The following is an 18268-nucleotide window of genomic DNA, read 5'->3' on the forward strand; positions in this document are numbered from 1 at the left end:
TGTTTTAAAACATTTATATTGGTTTTAGCAAGATATTGTTGAAATAGTCAGACAAAATTTATATAATTTAACCATAAATATTTAATCATATTGGAGTGATACTAATGAATGTTATAAGAACAGAAGATGCAGTTGGTATGGTATTAGGTCATGATATAACAGAAATAGTTCCTGGAGAATTTAAAGGAGTAGCATTTAAAAAAGGTCATATTATTACTGAAAATGATATAGAAAGACTTTTAAGAATAGGAAAAGAGCATATTTATGTTTTTGATTTAAGTGAAGATGAGTTTCATGAAGATGAAGCTGCTGTAAGATTAGGAGAATTATTTGCAGGTTCAGGAATTTCTTTTTCTGAACCAAAAGAAGGAAAAATAAATATAAACCCTGAATATAAAGGTCTTTTGAAAATCAATAGAGATTTACTAGATGAAGTCAACGATATTGGAGATATTTGTGTGGCTACAATACATGGAGATAGATATGTAAATAAGGGAGATTTACTAGGTGGATGCAGAATAATTCCCTTAACTACGAAGAAGGAGAATATATATAAGATAGAAGAATTAGCAAAGGATAAAGAGCCCATGTTTCAAGTTAAACCCTTTAAAAAATTTAAGACTGCACTAATAGTAACAGGTTCTGAAGTCTATAAAGGGAGAATTGAAGATAAATTTGGTCCAGTAATTGAGAAAAAGTTAAAATTCTTTGGTTCAGAAATATTTTATAAAGAAATAGTTCCAGATGAATTAGAAATCATTAAAGAAAAGATATTAGATGTAAAGGAAAAAGGAGCAGAACTTATTATAGTTACAGGAGGAATGTCTGTAGATCCAGACGACAAGACTCCAGGGGCTATAAAAGCTACAGGTGCAAATGTTATTACCTATGGAACTCCAATTTTACCAGGAGCCATGCTTTTATTTGCCTATTTAGATGATATACCAGTATTTGGACTGCCAGGTTGCGTAATGTTTGCAAAGACTACAGCATTCGACTTGTTATTACCTAGAGTAATGGCTGGAGAAAAGATTTACAGAAAGGATATTTCTAGAATGGGATATGGAGGACAGTGTATATCTTGTGAAGTATGTACATTCCCTAATTGTCATTTTGGAAAACACTAAGGAGGAAAAATGAAAACAAATATTTCAATAGAAGAGGCAAATAGAATATTGGAGGAACAATATATAGAGACTTCCATTATAGAAATTTCTTTATTGGAAAGTCAAGGTTATGTTTTGGCTGAAAACATTAAATCTAATATAAATATACCACCATTTAATAGATCGCCTCTTGACGGATACGCTTATAAATCAGAAGATACATTAAATGCAGCTAAAGATTTCCCCACAACATTAAAGGTTATAGATTCCATACAAGCAGGTTATGTAAGTACAAAGTCCATTGGAAATGGTGAAGCCATAAGGATAATGACAGGGGCAAAGATACCAGAAGGTGCAAATGTAGTTATGAAATATGAGGACACAGAATTTACAGACAAAGATGTAAAAATATTTCATCATTTAGAGCCAGAATCCAATATTGTCAAAAAAGGAGAGGACATAAAAGTAGGAGATGTAGTTCTTTCTAAAGGAGTAATAATTGATTCAGCAGAAATAGGCATATTGGCTTCATTAGGTATAAGTAGAATAAAGGTATATGCTAAACCTAAGGTGGCTATTTTGGCTACAGGTGATGAATTGGTAGACATTTATGAAGAATTAAAAGAAGGAAAAATTAGAAATAGTAATTCTTATACCATAGCAGCCCAAGCCAAAAGATGGGGTGGCGATGCTAGAATATTAGGAATTTGTAAAGATAATATAGAGGAAGCAAAAAAAATATTGGAAGAAGCTTTAAAGTGGGCTAATATTGTAGTTACAACAGGAGGGGCATCTGTAGGAGATGCAGATATTATAAAAGAAGTATTTCATGAAATAGGGGGAAACATCTTATTTTGGAAAACTCAAATGAAACCAGGCTCGCCTATAGTTGTAGGGAAACACGGAAATAAATTTTTATTTGGATTATCAGGTAATCCAGCAGCAGCTTTTATTACTTTTGAACAATTTGTAAGACCAATAATACTTAGACTAGCTGGAAAAGAGAAATATGACCTAATGGAAATAGACTCCATATTAGAAGATGATTTTATTAAAATCAGCAATCAAGATAGATATGTTAGGGGCTACACATATAAAAAGAATGGACAATATTATACAAGTCTACCTAATAAACATAGTTCAGGAGTATTATCCAGTTTATCAGGAAAGAATTCTCTATTTCTTGTAAAGGCAAATACAGGGCCTTATAAAAAAGGTGATAAAATAAAAGTAGAATTAATAAATTATTTAGAGGTGGAATAATGATTCCTGTATTTTCAGTTGTTGGAAGTAAATCAAATGTCGGTAAAACCACAGTCTTGTGTAAAATCATAAGTGAATTAAGAAATAGAGGCTATAGAGTTGGAACCATAAAACACGATGTTCATGGTTTTGAAATAGATAAACCTGGAAAAGATACATGGCTTCATGCTGAGGCAGGGGCAAATGTTGTCAGTATATCGTCTCCAAGGAAGATGGCAATAATTGAACAAGTAGAAGAAGAATATACTTTAGATGCTGTAATAGAGAAGATTGATAATGTAGATATTATAATAACAGAAGGATATAAAAATGAGAATAAACCTAAATTAGAAGTTTTTAGAAAAGAAGTAGCAGAAAAACTACATTCTAAGGATGAGGAATTATTTGGCATTATAACAGACAAAACTTTTCATAAGAATATACCTCAGTTTGATTTTACAGAGATTAAAGAAGTAGTTGATTTAATAGAAGAAAGGTTTTTAAGAAATAAGATAAATTAATTGGAGTGATTTCTATGTTTAAAGTTGGAATAATAACTGCAAGTGACAAAGGAGCATTAGGAGAAAGAGAAGATAAATCAGGAAGCCTAATTGCTGAAATAGTAGAAGTGAAGGACTATAAAGTTGAAAGAAAAACTATAGTACCAGATGAAGAAAAGCTAATTTTAGAAGAAATCATATTTATGTCCGATGAATTGAAGGTAGATTTAATATTAACAACTGGTGGAACAGGATTTAGTCCTAGAGATGTAACTCCAGAAGCTACTATAAAGGCTTGCAATAGAATGGCAAATGGTATATCTGAAGCCATAAGACAGTATAGTCTCCAAATCACACCAAGGGCAATGTTATCTAGAGGAGTATCAGGTATAAGAAATCAAACTCTAATAATAAATTTACCTGGAAGCCCTAAGGCTGTAAAGGAATCTTTAGACTATATATTAGACTCAGTTCATCATGGATTAGAAATACTAAAGGGCGAAGCCTCTGAATGTGCTAGAAAATAAAGATAATAAATAAAACCAATTCCAGCTGGAATTGGTTTTATTTATTATTTAAGAAGATTTCCTTAAAAAGTTTATCTCCTTCTATATTTAATTTAGATATAAAGGTTTCATATTTGTTTAGTAATTCTTCACCTTCTTTGGAAAGTTGAGATTTACCTCCTCCACTGCCGCCTCTAGTAGTTATAAATAAAGGAAACCCTAAACTTTCCTCTGCTTTCTTTATAATCTTCCAACCTTTACTAGAAGATAATCCCATAATTCTATATGCTTCTGACAGACTATTAGTATCTTTGACTAACTCCATAATTTTAGCAATGCCAGGACCAAATATTGAATCATTTAAAAATATTGTAACCTTAATATGATAATCTAGTTTATCGTTGAAATTGTTGGACATATTACCAACTCCCATTACAATTAGATAATTAATTATATATAATTATAGATTATAGTAAAGGCATTTGCAAATATAATATAGTAAAGGACACTACATATCTATAAATATATATGATATTATAATTAAAGAACAAATATTATATCAAAAGGTGATAAAATGAAAAGCTTTGGAACAGCCATAATATTAGCTGGAGGTAAAAGTTCCAGAATGGGTTTTGATAAACAGTTTATAGAAGTCAATCAAGATAGATTAATGGATATAGTAATAAATAAGCTAAAGGAAGAATTTAAAGAAATAATTATAGTCACTAATAAGCCAGAAGGATATTATAAAAATCAGTATATAGTAACTAAAGATATAATAGAAGGCAAAGGTCCTCTAAGCGGAATACATGCAGGTTTAAAACTTTCCTCATCAAGATATGCCTTTGTAGTTGCCTGTGATATGCCTCATATTAATTTGGACTATATTAGATATATGAAAGAATTTATAGGAAATGAAAATATAGATGGAAGTGTTACTAAATATGGAGAATTAGTAGAACCTTTTAATGGTTTCTACTCTAAAGGAATTATAGAAAATATTGAAAAACATCTGCTAAATCAACGAAGGTCCATTAATTCTCTATTAAAAGAATTAAATATTAAATATGTAGAAGGAAGTAAAGCAAGGGAGTTTAGTCCAAATTGGGATATGTTTATTAATTTAAATACTCAAGAGGATTTAATAGGTTATTTAAAAAAGATAGATTAAAATAAAAATATGTAATAAGGATTTTAGAGGTAAGGGGTTGTTTCATAATTGATAAATCAGTTATGAAACGCCTCTTTTTCTATGTCAAAGTTGACAACTAAGTTATATAAATTTCTATAAATATTAAATATACTTTTGTAGATTAATTTAGAGTACAGAAAATAAAGCTTAGACTTTTCTAAACTTTTTTATTTAGAAACTATATTTTGAAACAGCCCCGTTATTTTACCATTGGTACAAAAATACATACTATTGGTACAATAATTAACAAATCTTTAGAAAATTGTGCTAATATAATTTTAAATAAAATCAATGTTGTATTAAATTTTAGAAAGATTGTATCACCAGCAGAAGGTAAAATCTAAATTTAACAATAACCCAATAAGTCCAAATTCTAATAAATTTGGACATTTGGTTACTAACAATTAATATTTAAATAATTCATAATAGGGCAAAAAAACACAAATGTCGAAAAGTGTCGTACTAAATTCATTGAGTGAGAATTATAAGTTTGATATCATGTTATGTAACCTTATTATGGAATGAACAGTAAATATAATACTATTGGGAGAAATAATATGAGTAATAATAGGTCTAAAAGAACTAAAGAATCAATAAAAAGAATAATAAAATATGTATATAATGTATCACCATTAGACTTTATCATGATTTTAGCATTTACAATATTAACAGGATTTACATCCGCCATGTCTATATGGGCAACAAAAATATTAATTAATGGAATAGTTGAATCAAGTACAGGTAAAGGTAATAATTTTCTAAGTACATTATTTATTTATGCTTTAATCAATATTTTGATACTATTGATACAATCTATAAGTAATTATGTAAATTCAAGACATCAGTTGAAGATAGACTATAATATGAGTATGGATATTTTAGGAAAATGTGAGAAATTAGAGTTACAGGACTTTGAAAATTCTGAAATTTATAATATATTAGCAAGAGCTGAAATGGAAGGGAAGTTTAAAGTTTATACTACATATAAAAACATACTTTCTGTAATAATACAAATATCTTCAATAGTGTCAATAGCCACAATAATTATTTCTTGGAATTCATATATATTCTTGTTAATATTTATTACACCAATAATATCTACCATAATAAATACAAAAATAGGATATAAAAATTATAAGATGAGAATGGGAAGGATAAATGAGGAACGTAAGACTACATATATAAGTTATTTACTTACTAATGACATAGCTTGTAAAGAGGTAAAGGTATATAATATAGGGTCGTATTTAACAAGTATGTTCTCTGATATAAAGAGAAAAATACAACATCAAGATTTAAATATTACTAAGATAAGGACATTGTGGCTATTAGGATTGAGTCTAATAGAGGAGCTAATCAGTTTATTTATTATATTTAAAGTTGTAGCAATGGCAGTCATAGGAAAAATCCTAGTAGGAGACACAGTATCTTATATAGATAGTTTGAGTACTATACAATCAAATATAGGAGGATTTCTAAATAGTATCTCAGAAATATATAATGATATTTTATATGTAGAGGAGTTTTATAAATTATTAGATTTAGAGATAGAAAGAGATAATAGGGAGACAATAGAAATAGAAGAAATCAAAGAAATTGAATTTAAAAATGTTTATTATAAATATGAAGGTTCAAGTAGCTTTACAATTTCAAATATAAACGTCAAGATAAAAAAAGGCGAACTTATAGGCATAGTTGGTGAAAATGGTTCAGGAAAAACTACATTTATTAAACTCTTATGTGGATTCTATGATAACTATGAAGGGGAAATATTAGTAAATGGAATAGAACTAAGAAAAATAAATCTAGAGAGTTTGAGACAAAGAATGGGAATTATATTTCAAGATTTTAATAAATATGAAATGACCCTAAGAGAAAATATTGGATTTGGAAACATAAAAGAATTGTACAATGATGAAAAAATAATGCAAGTTTTAGAAGAAATAAAGTTACGAAACAAAATTGATATGTTTTCAGAGAAAATAGATACCCAAATGGGAAGGTGGTTTGAAGGTGAGGAATTATCTAAGGGACAGTGGCAAAGAATAGCCATAGGCAGAGCATTTATAAAAGATGCAGATATTTATGTGTTAGATGAACCTACAGCTTCTTTAGACCCAATAACTGAAAAGGAGGTATTTTCATTAGTAAATCAAAGGAGTAAAAATAAAATAGGAATATTTATTACTCATAGAGTTGAAAACATTGCAATACTAAATCCTCGAGTTATTGTCTTTTCTAAAGGTGTAATAATAGATGACAATAGTCATGAAAGGCTTATGAACACTTGTGAGGAGTATATTGAACTATTGGGAATCCAGAAACAATATAGTTAATCAACTATTTTATTTAAGAAACAAAGTGAAATTAGATAAAAGGTTATTTAAGTCCAGCTAAGAATTGTCAATAGATAATTAAAAGATATTTGATATAATTGGTAGGACTAAAAATGGGTAACTTTAATAAGCCTTTTGAAAGGTTATCAAAAAACTGAAGTTTAAAATATAGAATTACATTATGCAGCGATGTCGCATCTCGCTTTTAAGTAATTCATCTGATGGTCCTCAGGTGTGATAATTTCAAACTCTTTTTCGTCACGAAGTATTGCAAATACAATATTGCAAACCTTATGCATAATGGCACCAAGGGCAACCATTTTAGGTTTTGATTGACATTTCTTCAAGTAATAATCACGCAATACTGGATTTTTGGCAGTTCCATCCTTGTTCCTGCTAATATTGATCAGGGCCATTGTATGAAGGACCCTTCTGGCAACACGAGAACCACGTTTTGACATAGATATTTTAGTACCTTCAAAGTTGCCCGATTGATTAACCGATGGGTCTAAACCGAAATAAGCAAAAAGTTGTTTAGGAGATTTAAATGCAGAGAAATCACCAATTTCGCACATTAAACTCACAGCTGAAAGAAACCCTGCGCCTTTAAAGGATTCGATAAGATGTATTTGTTTTACAAATTCAGTATCTTCATTGGCTTCCACTAATGTATGCATATCAGTAAGTATAGATTGAATTTCCTCATCATACTGACGGATAAAGCGGATATATAAAAGAATACGTTTAAAATTACTATCTACAGCATAACCAAAAGCTTTAGCCTCATTAGCTGCTTTAATAATTGCGTTATACTTTTTTTCAGCATAAGCGATGCCAAAACGAGCAGTAGAGCGTATAAAAGTAATAATTTCATCTTTAGAAGCATTTAGAAATGCATCAGGAGAAGTAAAATTCTCTAATAAAGTTAAAGCTGTATTTACAGTGATTTTAGAGAAAATTTTAAGATACTGTGGGAATACCATTCGAAGTTCTCCTTGAAGCTTGCTGATATAAGCAGAACGGTTATCCATTAAATCATAATACTCTCTTGAAAGATTTCTTAAATCAAGAACAAGATCTGATGGAATAAGAGAAACCTTTAAATCTGGTTTCAATCCAAGTAAAGCAATTTTTTGTGAATCAAATTTATCATTATGGACTTTCCTAATATTAATATTTGTGCTATTCTTAGTGATGATAGGATTAATGATGGATACCAAAAATCCCTTATCACGAAGATAGCAGAAGAGTGGGTAATGATAAATTCCCGTGGATTCAAGGAAAATGCGACTTTCCAAAGAATACATCTCTTCTGCTTCTTTGATTTTAGAAACAGCCATAGATAGGGAATTTAAATCAGAATGTATGATTTTAAAAGGTTTACCCATAAGTGTTTGGTTAGGAAGTGCAATAGACATAAAGCTAAAATCTGCACCAACATCAATACCAACAGAAATAAATAAATTGTTAAATAAAATGTTTGACATGAGCACCAGCTCCTTTCTAATAGGAATCCATTTCCATCTAATGAGTACACAACCTTGCGAGTTATACAGGTATAGCCTGAGGCTCCCAACCAGCCGAATCATAAAACCTCATTGAATGGACTAATTGACTAAATTACGGGTATAGTATAAATGTCAATATTAAAATGTAACTTTTTGATCATTTAAGAATGTAGCTTTTACTCATCTTCTTCTTTAATATGATCTTTTAAACGATATGATTTTCCATTGATAGGAATTACATGGGCATGATGTAAAATTCTATCTAAGATAGCGTTAGCTATGACAGGGTCATAAAAGATATCATCCCATGCATTGAAATTTATATTTGTTGTTAAAATTGTGCTTTTTTTCTCATATCTCATATCGATGAGCTGAAAAAATAATTTAGAATCTTCCTTATCTATCGGTAGATAGCCTAATTCATCTATTATTAAAAGTTTATATTTACTAAAATGTTTAAGCCTGGCATCTAATCGATTTTCTAAATTTGCACGTTTTAATTGTTGCAATAAATCATGGCACTTAATAAAATACGTGCTATACCTACGTTTTGCTGCCGCAATTCCTATGGATGTTGCAAGATGGGTTTTCCCAACTCCACTAGAGCCTAAAAAAACGATATTTTCTTGAGTATTTAAAAAACGTAATGTTAGAAAATCTAGTATTTGATCTTTATTAATGCTAGGCTGAAAGTCAAAATCAAAATCTTTAATTTCTTTTTTATGAGGAAATGCTCCTACTTTAACCATAGATTTAATCATATTTGTTTCCTTAAAGTCTATCTCATAAGTTGTAAGCTTAATAAGAGCATCAACAAATGATAAGTTATTTTTAGTTGAGAAATCAATAACTTCATCTAAATGATTAATCATTTGTTTCATTTTTAAGTATTCTAAGTTTTTTATAAGTTGTGTATATGTACTATTCATTTTTATATACTTCTCCTATCAAATTTAAATTTTCTTTAGCTTTTTCAATCATTTCGTATGAACTTCTGTTAAAGGTTAAAGCGCTAATTTCAGCATAATGTTCAGTATGATAATTTAATTTTTGATTCTGTATTGCATGAATAGTAATTAAATTTGTGTTATAATACAAATGTATTTGACCATCATATACTTGAAGTTTTAGTCTCTTACCTATGTATTCTGGTGGTACAGAATATTGGTTTGATTTATACGAAATCATGCTTTGACTATTTACTTTAACAGATGTGGTGGATATTTTGTAATGATTTCTTATCTGTTCTTTAGGGAGTACTGATAAGAAATCTTTTTCTTTGTTTAAATGTAATATTGGTATTTTCCCTGTGGATGTATGACATCTACTATTAATTCTGTTATTTAAATCTGAGACAAGTTTATGTAGTTGTTCGTAATTTAATGTACCATTATATGCTCTTATTTCATCGAGCAATTTCATTGGAGCCTCTACTTTAGCTTTGGTATTTGGCCTGCCTGCTACGCAGGGATGAACTTCAAAACCATAATCCTTCGCAAATTGTTGAAATTTATTATTTACTTTACCTTTAGAATAATTAGTTCTAGGCTCGTCCATAACAGTTTTCATATTGTCCGTTAATAGTTCCTTCGGAACTCCTCCAAAGGCTTCAAATGACTCATCTAAAAAAGAAAATAATATGTCTTGAGTTTTATCAAGAGATAATCTATATACTCTAAATCTTGAATACGAAAGTATCAATACAAAAATATTTATATTTATAATCTCTCCTGTATTTAAAACAAATTCTATATTTTCCTTCCAATCTAACTGTGCTTGTTTACCTTTATCTGTTTCATATCTCATACTCGGCGCAGCCTTCGATAAATGTCCTTTTTTTCTACTACTAAAATATTGATTGAATTCTGGATGATTAGAAATATATCTTCTAAAAGAAGATTGAGCACAATCTAATCCATAATTGTCTTTAAGATATTGCCATAAAATACGTTTATAATAAAATATTTGAATAGAATCTTTGCTAAGAAGCTTTTTAATAATAGGTTCAAAAGAGTCTATTTTAGATTTACGATTTCTAGTAGTAGATTTCACATATCCTTTCAAATATTTATCCACAGTACGTGGATCAACTCCAAGTTCTCTTGCTATTTGACTTTTGTTCACTTTCAAATTGTTTTCCTCCATAATAAACTTTAATTTATGAAGCTCTTCTAAGTTATCTATTTCTATTTCTGAATGAATATCTAGTTGTATAATCATAATTACCTCCAATTTTAATATTGGTAATTATACTATACATAGTCATAATTAGTACATTCTTAAATGATCATTTTCTTACATTTCTATATTATCATTTATATATAGGTCAGTTTAACTGACATCCCAAGGGGGAATACATTATTTGTCCTATCCTTAAGGATTATATATTATGATCAGTCGGGAATCTACTAGGAACCGTCAGACATGTTAAATAAGTTAGATAATATCTGATGAAGGAAGGACACCTTCTTCTATTATCGGATATGAAAAGATATTGATAAAAAAGATGAGTAAAAGATGAATAGTCTTATTGACTATATCATCATTATACAAGGGGGAATTTGTATGAAACCATTTATTCATCTTTTTGAGACACCTAAGAATTATTATTTCTATGATGTAAATAAAAATCAAAGTATAATGATTGAACCTAATCTACATACATATTTAGATACCATGATATATGATTATGAAAACTTTATTATTAATGAAAAGTATGAAGAGGAGATAAAAGAGCTTAAAGACAGGGGATACTTGTCGGATAATAGAGTAGAAAAAATAAAACATCCATCTACAGACAATTTAGATTTATATTTGAAGAGAAAATTAAGTATGTTAACCATTCAGTTAACCCATGGGTGCAACTTAAGGTGTTCATATTGTCCATATACATCCAACGATGGTACTTATAGACTTCATGGAAATAAGAAAATTGATATTGAAACAATTAAAAAAGGATTACTTATTTTAAGAGATAATTCAGTGGATAGTAGTAGAGTTTCTGTAGGATTTTATGGTGGAGAACCCTTGGTAGAGTTTGATTTAATAAAAGAGGCTGTAAATTACTGTAAAGAAATTTTCCGAGGAAAAGAAGTAAATTACACAATTACAACTAATGGAACTTTAATATCTAATGAAATATTAGAATTTTTTGACAAGGAAGATTTCCAAATTGTAATGAGTTTAGATGGTCCAAAAGAGTTAAATGATAAAAATAGAAAGTTTATAGATAGTAATAAAAGTGTATTCGATATAGTAATAGAAAACATCATATATATAGAAGAAAATTATAAAAGACTTTCTAAAAAAATGACTATAAATATGGTAATAGATCCTACCCAGGATTTTGAAAAGTATAAATTACTTTTTGAAGAATATCCAATATTAAACAATATTACAATTAGGTCTTCCTTAGTAGAAGATGACTATAAGGAAGAGAAGTATATGTCCACGGAGAAGTTTAGCAATGATTATAATTATGCCAAGTTTTTGTTACATTTATATTATTTAGGAGAGATAGACATTAATAATAAGCTATATAGAAGTATGTTTACTCAATCAATTAATGATTTATGGGAACAACCTGTGGAACAATCTACATTGGGTAATATAAATTGTCCCTCAGGACCATGTATTCCAGGAAATACTAGATTAATGGTAAATGTAGATGGATTATTATTTCCTTGTGAAAGAGTCAGTGAAAATATTGAGTCTAATTGTATAGGGAATGTACAAGATGGGTTTAATTTGGCAAAAACAGAAAAAATAATAAATATAGCAGATTCCATTATTGAAAATTGTAGAAATTGCTTTGCATTTAGATACTGTACATTATGTGTTCAATCCCATGGTTCTAAGTCTTCTAACGATGAGCAAATAAAAAGCAAATGTAGAAATGTTAGATATAATTTTCATAAAAATCTAATAGGAAGAGAAATAATCAGTGAAATAATTATGGAATGAGGAGATAAATATGATAGATAAGAAAAGATATTTGTTTTACCCATATAGCCATAAAGATTATGGATTAGTTAAAGTACTACTATTATACAGTGAAGATATAGATATTACTGCGCCTTATGGTACAGGACTTGTTAATAAAGATATTTCATATGTAGTAAATAGAGGAGAATTGGGAAAAGTAGTACAAGCAATAGAACCAATTGAATATAGTAATTATGATACATTAATTATATCATCTCATATAAATTTAGAACTATGTAAAGACGAACTGCTTCTAATTATAGATAGATGTAAAAAAGAAAAAATAGAGATAGTATACTTGGGAAAAAATGAAGAGATAAAAACGATACTAAGAGAATATGAATTATATATATCATATGATTTAGAAGATATAAATCATATAGAAAAAGTAACAGCTAGGTATAAAGAATTAAACCTTCCTATATATATTCCAAAAGTACCTGTAGTATATGTTGGAGGATTGATAGAAACCATAGATAGCTTTGATATATCCCTGCGCCTCAAATTAGAGTTGGAAAAACTTGATTATAATGTAGCATTAATTACAAAAGAAGCAGATGGAAAATTATTTGGCTCTCACTTTTATCCAGATGGATTTATGGGAAATAATGAATTTCCAGAAAATCAAATCATGTTACTTAACAGATTAGTACAAGCTATTGATTATGTTGAAAAGCCAGATATTATAATCATGGATATTCCAAAAGGCATGATGAGATACAGTGATAGTTTCTATAATAGCTTCGGCATCTATACATATATGATAGCCCAAACTCTTCCACCAGATTACTTCATACTAACTATACCTTATATAATGGCAGATAGAGAATATATAGATAATATTAATCAATATTTTAAGAATTTAGTAGGAAAGAATATTGATACAATAAATATAACTAACTCTATACATGATACTGGCAGTGATGATGATGCCAGTGATATTCCATTATATACATCAGAGAATAATATTGAACAAATAATATTTAAAAATAGAGATAATGATGGCATCAATCTGACTAATTTAAATCAAAAAGAAAATGTAAATATTTTAATAAATAATATAATTGAAAGATTTTCATAAGGAGTGAATGATTTGGAGGAATTAAAAGTAAGATTGTGTAATGATATAGCCATGTTTTTTAAGAAAGATATAGATTTAGTTTTGAGAAATACAGATAAATCTCTGTTTTCTGAACCATTTTATTTAACAGCTGAAGAATTGTTATACTTATATTTTCATATAAAGAAAAACTATAATTCATCTTTAACAGAAGAAGAGATATTAAAAGGCTCATTTCAAAATATAAATAGTATATATACTTTAATATTATAATAGATTTGGTTATAGAATCGACGCAAAAAACACTAAAAATAAACGGGGGTATATAAATGAGAAAATTAACTATTAAAGAGAAAGATATAAGAAATTCAGTACAGAAGGCAGCAGCTTCCTGTAGTTGTAAGTACAGTTGTAGTCCAGGTGAGAATGTTTATGTGGTGGAGTCTCATCTATATCAAGGGTCTACCAAAGGCGGTGGATTAATAACTAGAGTAGAACAAGATGTTTAATAATAAGTATAAAAATAATTTAAATATGAATTAAATCAATTTTGCGTCGATTTTATATAGATTCATATATCAAAAATATCTAAAGGAGGAATACTTATGCTTACACTAATAAAGATGGATTTAAAGCAAAAGCTAAGAAGTCCATTGACCTACTTTATCATATTGGCATTGTGCATTATGTCTATATTACATATATCAGAAACAAAAAAAGTTAGAGAGAGTAGGTTCTTTAAAGGACATAATCCCTATTATTATTTATTGCAAGGTGCTACAAATATAAATTCTTTTGAAGACTGGAAAACTCTTTATCCTAAAGCATATCAAGCAACGATTACTTTAATAGAAACAGAAGAAGATATAATTAATGCTGATAGGGAAAATAATATAGAAGAACTAAATAGATTGAGTGCATTTTATAATCTTTTGATGTCAAAAGCTTATTCTGTACGTCAGGACTATATTTTAAATAATATCTTTTATAAAAAAGTAATAGATATGTGGGATGATGTTAGTGATGGAATAGTTTATGAAGATGTAGATTTTACTCCTGTTAAGCAAATTGATAAAATTGGAGATACCTTTCTATTGGTATCAAAATATTATTATCAATTATATAAAAATGATTTAGAGCCAATCTACTTAGATGATACCAATAATATTACATATCTTTATGAATATCTTTTTAAAATTATCCCCACAGTAATAATCCTTATACCTATACTATTTATTTATAATAGTATAAATAAGGAGAAAAATACTGGTAGCTTAAAATTAGTCATTACTCAGTCCATCAGCAGATGGAAGTATTATATAAGCAAGTGGATAAGTGGGGTTATTCATGTGTTATTTGTAATTTTTACTCCTGGAATACTTATAAGTACCATATTAGGATTTACAAATGGTTTTGTATCTATGAAATATCCTGCCATTTATTTTAAGGGTATTATGAGTAGTTTTATACCAGTACCTAACTATTTTGACACTTTAAAGAAAGAAATAGGAATCGGAAACCTTAGACTTGAGTTTCATAATTTTAACTATGTTGCACCAATTCATAAACATAATGCTATACAGGTATATGAGCATAAGAATATGGATGTAATTGAATTCTATAAATACTTGTTTATGGTTCTATTACTAACCATATTATTTGTAGGATTTTGCGTAGCTTTAGTACAGCTTATATCTGCCATAATAAATAAAGAAATTATAAGCTTTGCTATAGGAACAGTTATATTTGCCATAGGAATATCAGTAAGTAGTCCTTTTAAATATGATAAAAATTTAAATCTAAGTCCTTTTACCATGGAAAATGCTTCAAGAATTATTATAGGAACCTATAATGTTACAGGGCTTGTAAGTGTTATTGTCCTATTTGTCACCACAGCCATATTATTAATATTAGGTTGTAGATATTTTAGAAGAAAGGAAATTTAATAAAAGGTGGTAAATTCAATGAAAAGGAAGAATTTAATATTTGTTATTTTAATATTAACTACGATATTGAGTAGTTGTAAGAAAGATAATACAGGACAAATAGTAAATGGATATACACAGATTGGAGAATTAAAATTAGAACAACTTCAAATGCCAGAAGTAGGAGAAGAAATAGCTGTAATTACAACCAATATGGGAGTTATGAAACTAAGGTTATTTCCAGATGTGGCACCTATGGCAGTTGAAAATTTTACAACTTTAGCCAAAGAAGGGTTTTATGATGGCATAAAAATTACTAGAATAATTCTTGATAACCTTATTCAGTCTGGGAAGCATAAGGACTATGGAAAAGGTAAGAGTATCTTTGGAGATTTTTTTGAAGATGAATTTGACGAAAATTATGTTCATATAACAGGTGCAGTGGGACTTACTAAATTTGGAGGTAGTAGTAGACATGGTAGTACCTTCTATATTATATCACAAGGTGGGCTAAAACAAGATTATATAGAAATGATGAGGCAAATGGACGAAGGTGGACAGTCTAAAGACAGAATAGATGCCTATGAAGTACTGGGAGGGATACCTCGACTAGATGGAAATTATACAATCTTTGCACAGGTGTTTTATGGAATAGATACTTTAATGGAAATAAACAAAGTAGAAATGGACCCTCTAAACGATGCACCAATAAAAGATGTAATCATTGAAACTATAGAGATTGTACCATTTGAAGGAGTAAAATAGAAGGAAGTAAATTTAATGGAGGGATAAATATGGGGGCAAATTATGTAGTAGAAGTGAAAAACCTAAATAAAACTTATGGTAAAAAGAAGGTACTAGATGATGTTTCATTATATGTAAAACCAAATGAAATAGTAGGATTTATAGGACCAAATGGTGCAGGAAAGTCTACTACTATGAAATGTATATGTAATTTAATTTATCCAGATAGTGGTGAAATAAAAATTAATGGATATGATTTATTTAAAAACAGAGAAAAGGCATTGGAATCACAAGCAGCCTTAATAGAAAATCCTGGACTTTATCAAGATATGACAGGAAGAGAAAATATAAATATGATAGCAAAGTTGAGAAATATTTCAAAGGAAAGAGTAGAAGAAATTTATGAATTTACAGAAATAGGAGAGGCACTAGATAGAAAGGTTTCTGGATATTCTATGGGTATGAAGCAAAGATTGGGTTTAGGAATAGCCATTATGAGTAAACCTAGATTCATTATATTAGATGAACCAACAAGTGGGTTAGATCCAACAGGAATTATACATCTAAGAAATACAATACAAAAATTGATTAAAGAAGAGGATATGTCCATATTATTTTCTTCTCACCAATTGGGAGAAGTGGAAAAACTAGCAGATAGAATCATATGTATAAATAAAGGAAAAATCATTGAGACACCTAAAAGTTTAGAACAAAGATATAGATATATATTTCAAGTAAATGACAATGATAGGGCATATAAGATACTAACTGAAGAAATTAAAATAGGTAAGGCAGAAAAAATATCTACTGATACCATAAAAGTAGAATTAGATAATCAAGAAGAACTGGATATTATTTTGCAAGAATTTATAAAAGTAAAGATTAAGATATTAGATATACATAAGGAGAGTATTGATGTAGAAGCAGTATATAAGGAAGTGTATGGAGATGAATAAGATAATAAGAAATGAAATATATAAGTTCTTTAAGAGCAGAAAGAATATCCTTATTATAATTCTATTGTTCGCATATTTATTAGGTATTAATTATTATAATTCAAAACAATATGATATATACATGAGAGACACTGCAAAATTTTATGAAGGAAAATATAAAAGAGCAGGTTCAATTCTGGCATCTAATCAGTTGATGTTAGAAAAGTTTGAAGATTTAAGTCTGCAGAAGCGAGAAGAATTAGAAAGAGAAATAAAATTTTATTCAGGAGAAAGGCTAAAACTAATTCTTATATCATCTGTATATGAGGAAGATAATCCAAAAACTTATGAAAGAATAGTATCTACACAGAACTCAAGATACAGAGATATAATAAAAAACATAGAAGAAAATAATATTAAAGAAGAGTTTTTGAATGAAAACAATTTTACCATGGATGATCTACATAAGGGGATATATATTAACCAGTATATATTAGATAATGAAATACAGCCAATTATCAATCCATATACTATGACTGGAGCAAATTCATTAGTAAGGTTTTTAGATGGAAATAATCTTATTATTATAATGATAATTATAGTTTTATTATCTATGGATATTTATCTATCAGAGGTTGAAGAGGGAAGTTATAAGTTATCATATACTCAACCGTATAAAAGAAATCAAATATTTTTCGGTAAAGTAGTTTCAATAATCATTATATCTACAATACTTGTTGTAGTAGGGGCTATATTTAATTTTGCCATGGTAAGTATTATCCATGGAGTAGGAAATATGAATTATCCATTTGTTACAACAGAAGCCATAAATAAATTAGCTTTCAATAATCAAGGTCAATATATGATATTATCCTTAGTAAACTATGTAATAAGAGGCTTTATATTACTATTTCCAATTTTACTTTTTACCATAGTGCTGACTTTAGGAATATCTATTATAACCGATTCAAGCGGGAAAACTTTAGGTTTTTCCACTATGATCATAGGATTAGCTTTTATACTAAAAAACTTTGTTTCAAGACATTCCATAATTAATCTAATCTACCCTTATTCATATTTATATATTAAAGATGTCATAGAAGTAAATAATAATTCCAATTATTTATTAGGAATAATGTTAAATAGTATAATGGCAATAGTATTATTTGTAATAAGCTACAAAAAATTTATTCATAAGGACTTTTTAGGTTCAAGAGAATAATAAAAGGT

At 28.5% G+C, this 18268-nt stretch carries 18 protein-coding genes and 1 pseudogene; 15 read left to right on the plus strand and 4 right to left on the minus strand.

Features of this window, described 5'->3' with window-relative positions:
* Nucleotides 1–104: 104 nt before the first annotated feature.
* From KQI41_RS01950 to KQI41_RS01965, 4 genes are read left to right on the plus strand one after another with little or no spacing between them, the layout of a single operon-like run.
* Nucleotides 105–1127, plus strand: coding sequence for a molybdopterin-binding protein (locus tag KQI41_RS01950; RefSeq protein WP_216584719.1), 1023 nt, complete (start codon nt 105–107; stop codon nt 1125–1127).
* A gap of 9 nt (nt 1128–1136) precedes the next feature.
* Nucleotides 1137–2369: a molybdopterin molybdotransferase MoeA gene (locus tag KQI41_RS01955; RefSeq protein WP_154442275.1), complete on the plus strand. Its 1233-nt coding sequence runs from the start codon at nt 1137–1139 to the stop codon at nt 2367–2369.
* The gene (gene mobB, locus KQI41_RS01960) at nt 2369–2869 is read left to right on the plus strand and encodes a molybdopterin-guanine dinucleotide biosynthesis protein B (RefSeq protein WP_154442273.1); all 501 of its coding nucleotides are present in this window, start codon (nt 2369–2371) and stop codon (nt 2867–2869) included. The genes KQI41_RS01955 and mobB overlap by 1 nt, the downstream gene beginning before the upstream one ends.
* A gap of 14 nt (nt 2870–2883) precedes the next feature.
* Entirely contained in the window at nt 2884–3375 is a 492-nt protein-coding gene (locus KQI41_RS01965) for a MogA/MoaB family molybdenum cofactor biosynthesis protein (RefSeq protein WP_154442271.1), read from the plus strand.
* A 37-nt stretch (nt 3376–3412) separates the two neighbouring features.
* Here the strand turns inward: KQI41_RS01965 and KQI41_RS01970 are convergent, their stop codons facing one another.
* A complete protein-coding gene (locus KQI41_RS01970) occupies nt 3413–3772 on the minus strand; it encodes a winged helix-turn-helix domain-containing protein (RefSeq protein WP_216584720.1) in 360 nt (119 codons plus the stop codon).
* Between the two features lie 156 nt (nt 3773–3928).
* Here KQI41_RS01970 and mobA point away from each other — a divergent pair, with 156 nt between their 5' ends.
* The 3 genes from mobA (at nt 3929) to KQI41_RS01985 (ending at nt 6882) form a co-directional block, all read left to right on the plus strand.
* Nucleotides 3929–4525, plus strand: coding sequence for a molybdenum cofactor guanylyltransferase (mobA, locus tag KQI41_RS01975; protein ID WP_216584721.1), 597 nt, complete (start codon nt 3929–3931; stop codon nt 4523–4525).
* Nucleotides 4526–4731: 206 nt separating this feature from the next.
* Complete coding sequence (locus KQI41_RS01980; RefSeq protein WP_216584722.1) at nt 4732–4890, plus strand: hypothetical protein; 159 nt, start codon at nt 4732–4734, stop codon at nt 4888–4890.
* 213 nt (nt 4891–5103) lie between these two features.
* A complete protein-coding gene (locus tag KQI41_RS01985) occupies nt 5104–6882 on the plus strand; it encodes an ABC transporter ATP-binding protein (protein ID WP_216584723.1) in 1779 nt (592 codons plus the stop codon).
* Between the two features lie 179 nt (nt 6883–7061).
* On the opposite strand, the gene KQI41_RS01990 is transcribed toward KQI41_RS01985, so the two are convergent.
* The 3 genes and pseudogenes from KQI41_RS01990 to istA all read right to left on the minus strand — a co-directional run bounded on the left by KQI41_RS01990 (nt 7062) and on the right by istA (nt 10610).
* Complete coding sequence (locus KQI41_RS01990) at nt 7062–8369, minus strand: IS110 family RNA-guided transposase (protein ID WP_216584724.1); 1308 nt, start codon at nt 8367–8369, stop codon at nt 7062–7064.
* Between the two features lie 197 nt (nt 8370–8566).
* On the minus strand, nt 8567–9319 hold the full coding sequence (gene istB, locus KQI41_RS01995; RefSeq protein ID WP_216584725.1) for an IS21-like element helper ATPase IstB: 753 nt from the start codon (nt 9317–9319) through the stop codon (nt 8567–8569).
* A 2-nt stretch (nt 9320–9321) separates the two neighbouring features.
* A pseudogene (gene istA / locus KQI41_RS02000) lies at nt 9322–10610 on the minus strand (IS21 family transposase).
* A 345-nt stretch (nt 10611–10955) separates the two neighbouring features.
* On the opposite strand from istA, the gene KQI41_RS02005 reads away from it, so the two are divergent.
* From KQI41_RS02005 to KQI41_RS02040, 8 genes are all read left to right on the plus strand, one after another.
* Nucleotides 10956–12353, plus strand: coding sequence for a radical SAM protein (locus KQI41_RS02005; RefSeq protein WP_216584727.1), 1398 nt, complete (start codon nt 10956–10958; stop codon nt 12351–12353).
* Between the two features lie 10 nt (nt 12354–12363).
* The gene (locus KQI41_RS02010; protein ID WP_216584728.1) at nt 12364–13455 is read left to right on the plus strand and encodes a P-loop NTPase family protein; all 1092 of its coding nucleotides are present in this window, start codon (nt 12364–12366) and stop codon (nt 13453–13455) included.
* 12 nt (nt 13456–13467) lie between these two features.
* Complete coding sequence (locus KQI41_RS02015; RefSeq protein WP_216584729.1) at nt 13468–13707, plus strand: hypothetical protein; 240 nt, start codon at nt 13468–13470, stop codon at nt 13705–13707.
* A gap of 56 nt (nt 13708–13763) precedes the next feature.
* A complete protein-coding gene (locus KQI41_RS02020) occupies nt 13764–13943 on the plus strand; it encodes a hypothetical protein (protein ID WP_216584730.1) in 180 nt (59 codons plus the stop codon).
* A 96-nt stretch (nt 13944–14039) separates the two neighbouring features.
* Nucleotides 14040–15380 (plus strand): ABC transporter permease, encoded by a 1341-nt coding sequence (locus KQI41_RS02025; RefSeq protein ID WP_216584731.1) that lies wholly within the window; start codon nt 14040–14042, stop codon nt 15378–15380.
* A gap of 18 nt (nt 15381–15398) precedes the next feature.
* Nucleotides 15399–16124 (plus strand): peptidylprolyl isomerase, encoded by a 726-nt coding sequence (locus KQI41_RS02030; RefSeq protein ID WP_216584732.1) that lies wholly within the window; start codon nt 15399–15401, stop codon nt 16122–16124.
* 29 nt (nt 16125–16153) lie between these two features.
* A complete protein-coding gene (locus tag KQI41_RS02035) occupies nt 16154–17059 on the plus strand; it encodes an ABC transporter ATP-binding protein (RefSeq protein ID WP_216584733.1) in 906 nt (301 codons plus the stop codon).
* Nucleotides 17052–18260 (plus strand): ABC transporter permease subunit, encoded by a 1209-nt coding sequence (locus KQI41_RS02040; protein ID WP_216584734.1) that lies wholly within the window; start codon nt 17052–17054, stop codon nt 18258–18260. Before KQI41_RS02035 ends, KQI41_RS02040 begins: the two co-directional genes overlap by 8 nt.
* Nucleotides 18261–18268 lie beyond the last annotated feature (8 nt).

Source organism: Tissierella pigra, assembly GCF_018917845.1.
Classification (GTDB): domain Bacteria; phylum Bacillota; class Clostridia; order Tissierellales; family Tissierellaceae; genus Tissierella; species Tissierella pigra.

Coding starts and splice junctions, on each gene's coding strand:
- KQI41_RS01950 (WP_216584719.1), top strand. CDS start 105: ATGAATGTTATAAGAACAGAAGATGCAGTTGGTATGGTATTAGGTCAT.
- KQI41_RS01955 (WP_154442275.1), top strand. CDS start 1,137: ATGAAAACAAATATTTCAATAGAAGAGGCAAATAGAATATTGGAGGAA.
- mobB (WP_154442273.1), top strand. CDS start 2,369: ATGATTCCTGTATTTTCAGTTGTTGGAAGTAAATCAAATGTCGGTAAA.
- KQI41_RS01965 (WP_154442271.1), top strand. CDS start 2,884: ATGTTTAAAGTTGGAATAATAACTGCAAGTGACAAAGGAGCATTAGGA.
- KQI41_RS01970 (WP_216584720.1), bottom strand. CDS start 3,772: ATGTCCAACAATTTCAACGATAAACTAGATTATCATATTAAGGTTACA.
- mobA (WP_216584721.1), top strand. CDS start 3,929: ATGAAAAGCTTTGGAACAGCCATAATATTAGCTGGAGGTAAAAGTTCC.
- KQI41_RS01985 (WP_216584723.1), top strand. CDS start 5,104: ATGAGTAATAATAGGTCTAAAAGAACTAAAGAATCAATAAAAAGAATA.
- KQI41_RS01990 (WP_216584724.1), bottom strand. CDS start 8,369: ATGTCAAACATTTTATTTAACAATTTATTTATTTCTGTTGGTATTGAT.
- istB (WP_216584725.1), bottom strand. CDS start 9,319: ATGAATAGTACATATACACAACTTATAAAAAACTTAGAATACTTAAAA.
- KQI41_RS02005 (WP_216584727.1), top strand. CDS start 10,956: ATGAAACCATTTATTCATCTTTTTGAGACACCTAAGAATTATTATTTC.
- KQI41_RS02010 (WP_216584728.1), top strand. CDS start 12,364: ATGATAGATAAGAAAAGATATTTGTTTTACCCATATAGCCATAAAGAT.
- KQI41_RS02020 (WP_216584730.1), top strand. CDS start 13,764: ATGAGAAAATTAACTATTAAAGAGAAAGATATAAGAAATTCAGTACAG.
- KQI41_RS02025 (WP_216584731.1), top strand. CDS start 14,040: ATGCTTACACTAATAAAGATGGATTTAAAGCAAAAGCTAAGAAGTCCA.
- KQI41_RS02030 (WP_216584732.1), top strand. CDS start 15,399: ATGAAAAGGAAGAATTTAATATTTGTTATTTTAATATTAACTACGATA.
- KQI41_RS02035 (WP_216584733.1), top strand. CDS start 16,154: ATGGGGGCAAATTATGTAGTAGAAGTGAAAAACCTAAATAAAACTTAT.
- KQI41_RS02040 (WP_216584734.1), top strand. CDS start 17,052: ATGAATAAGATAATAAGAAATGAAATATATAAGTTCTTTAAGAGCAGA.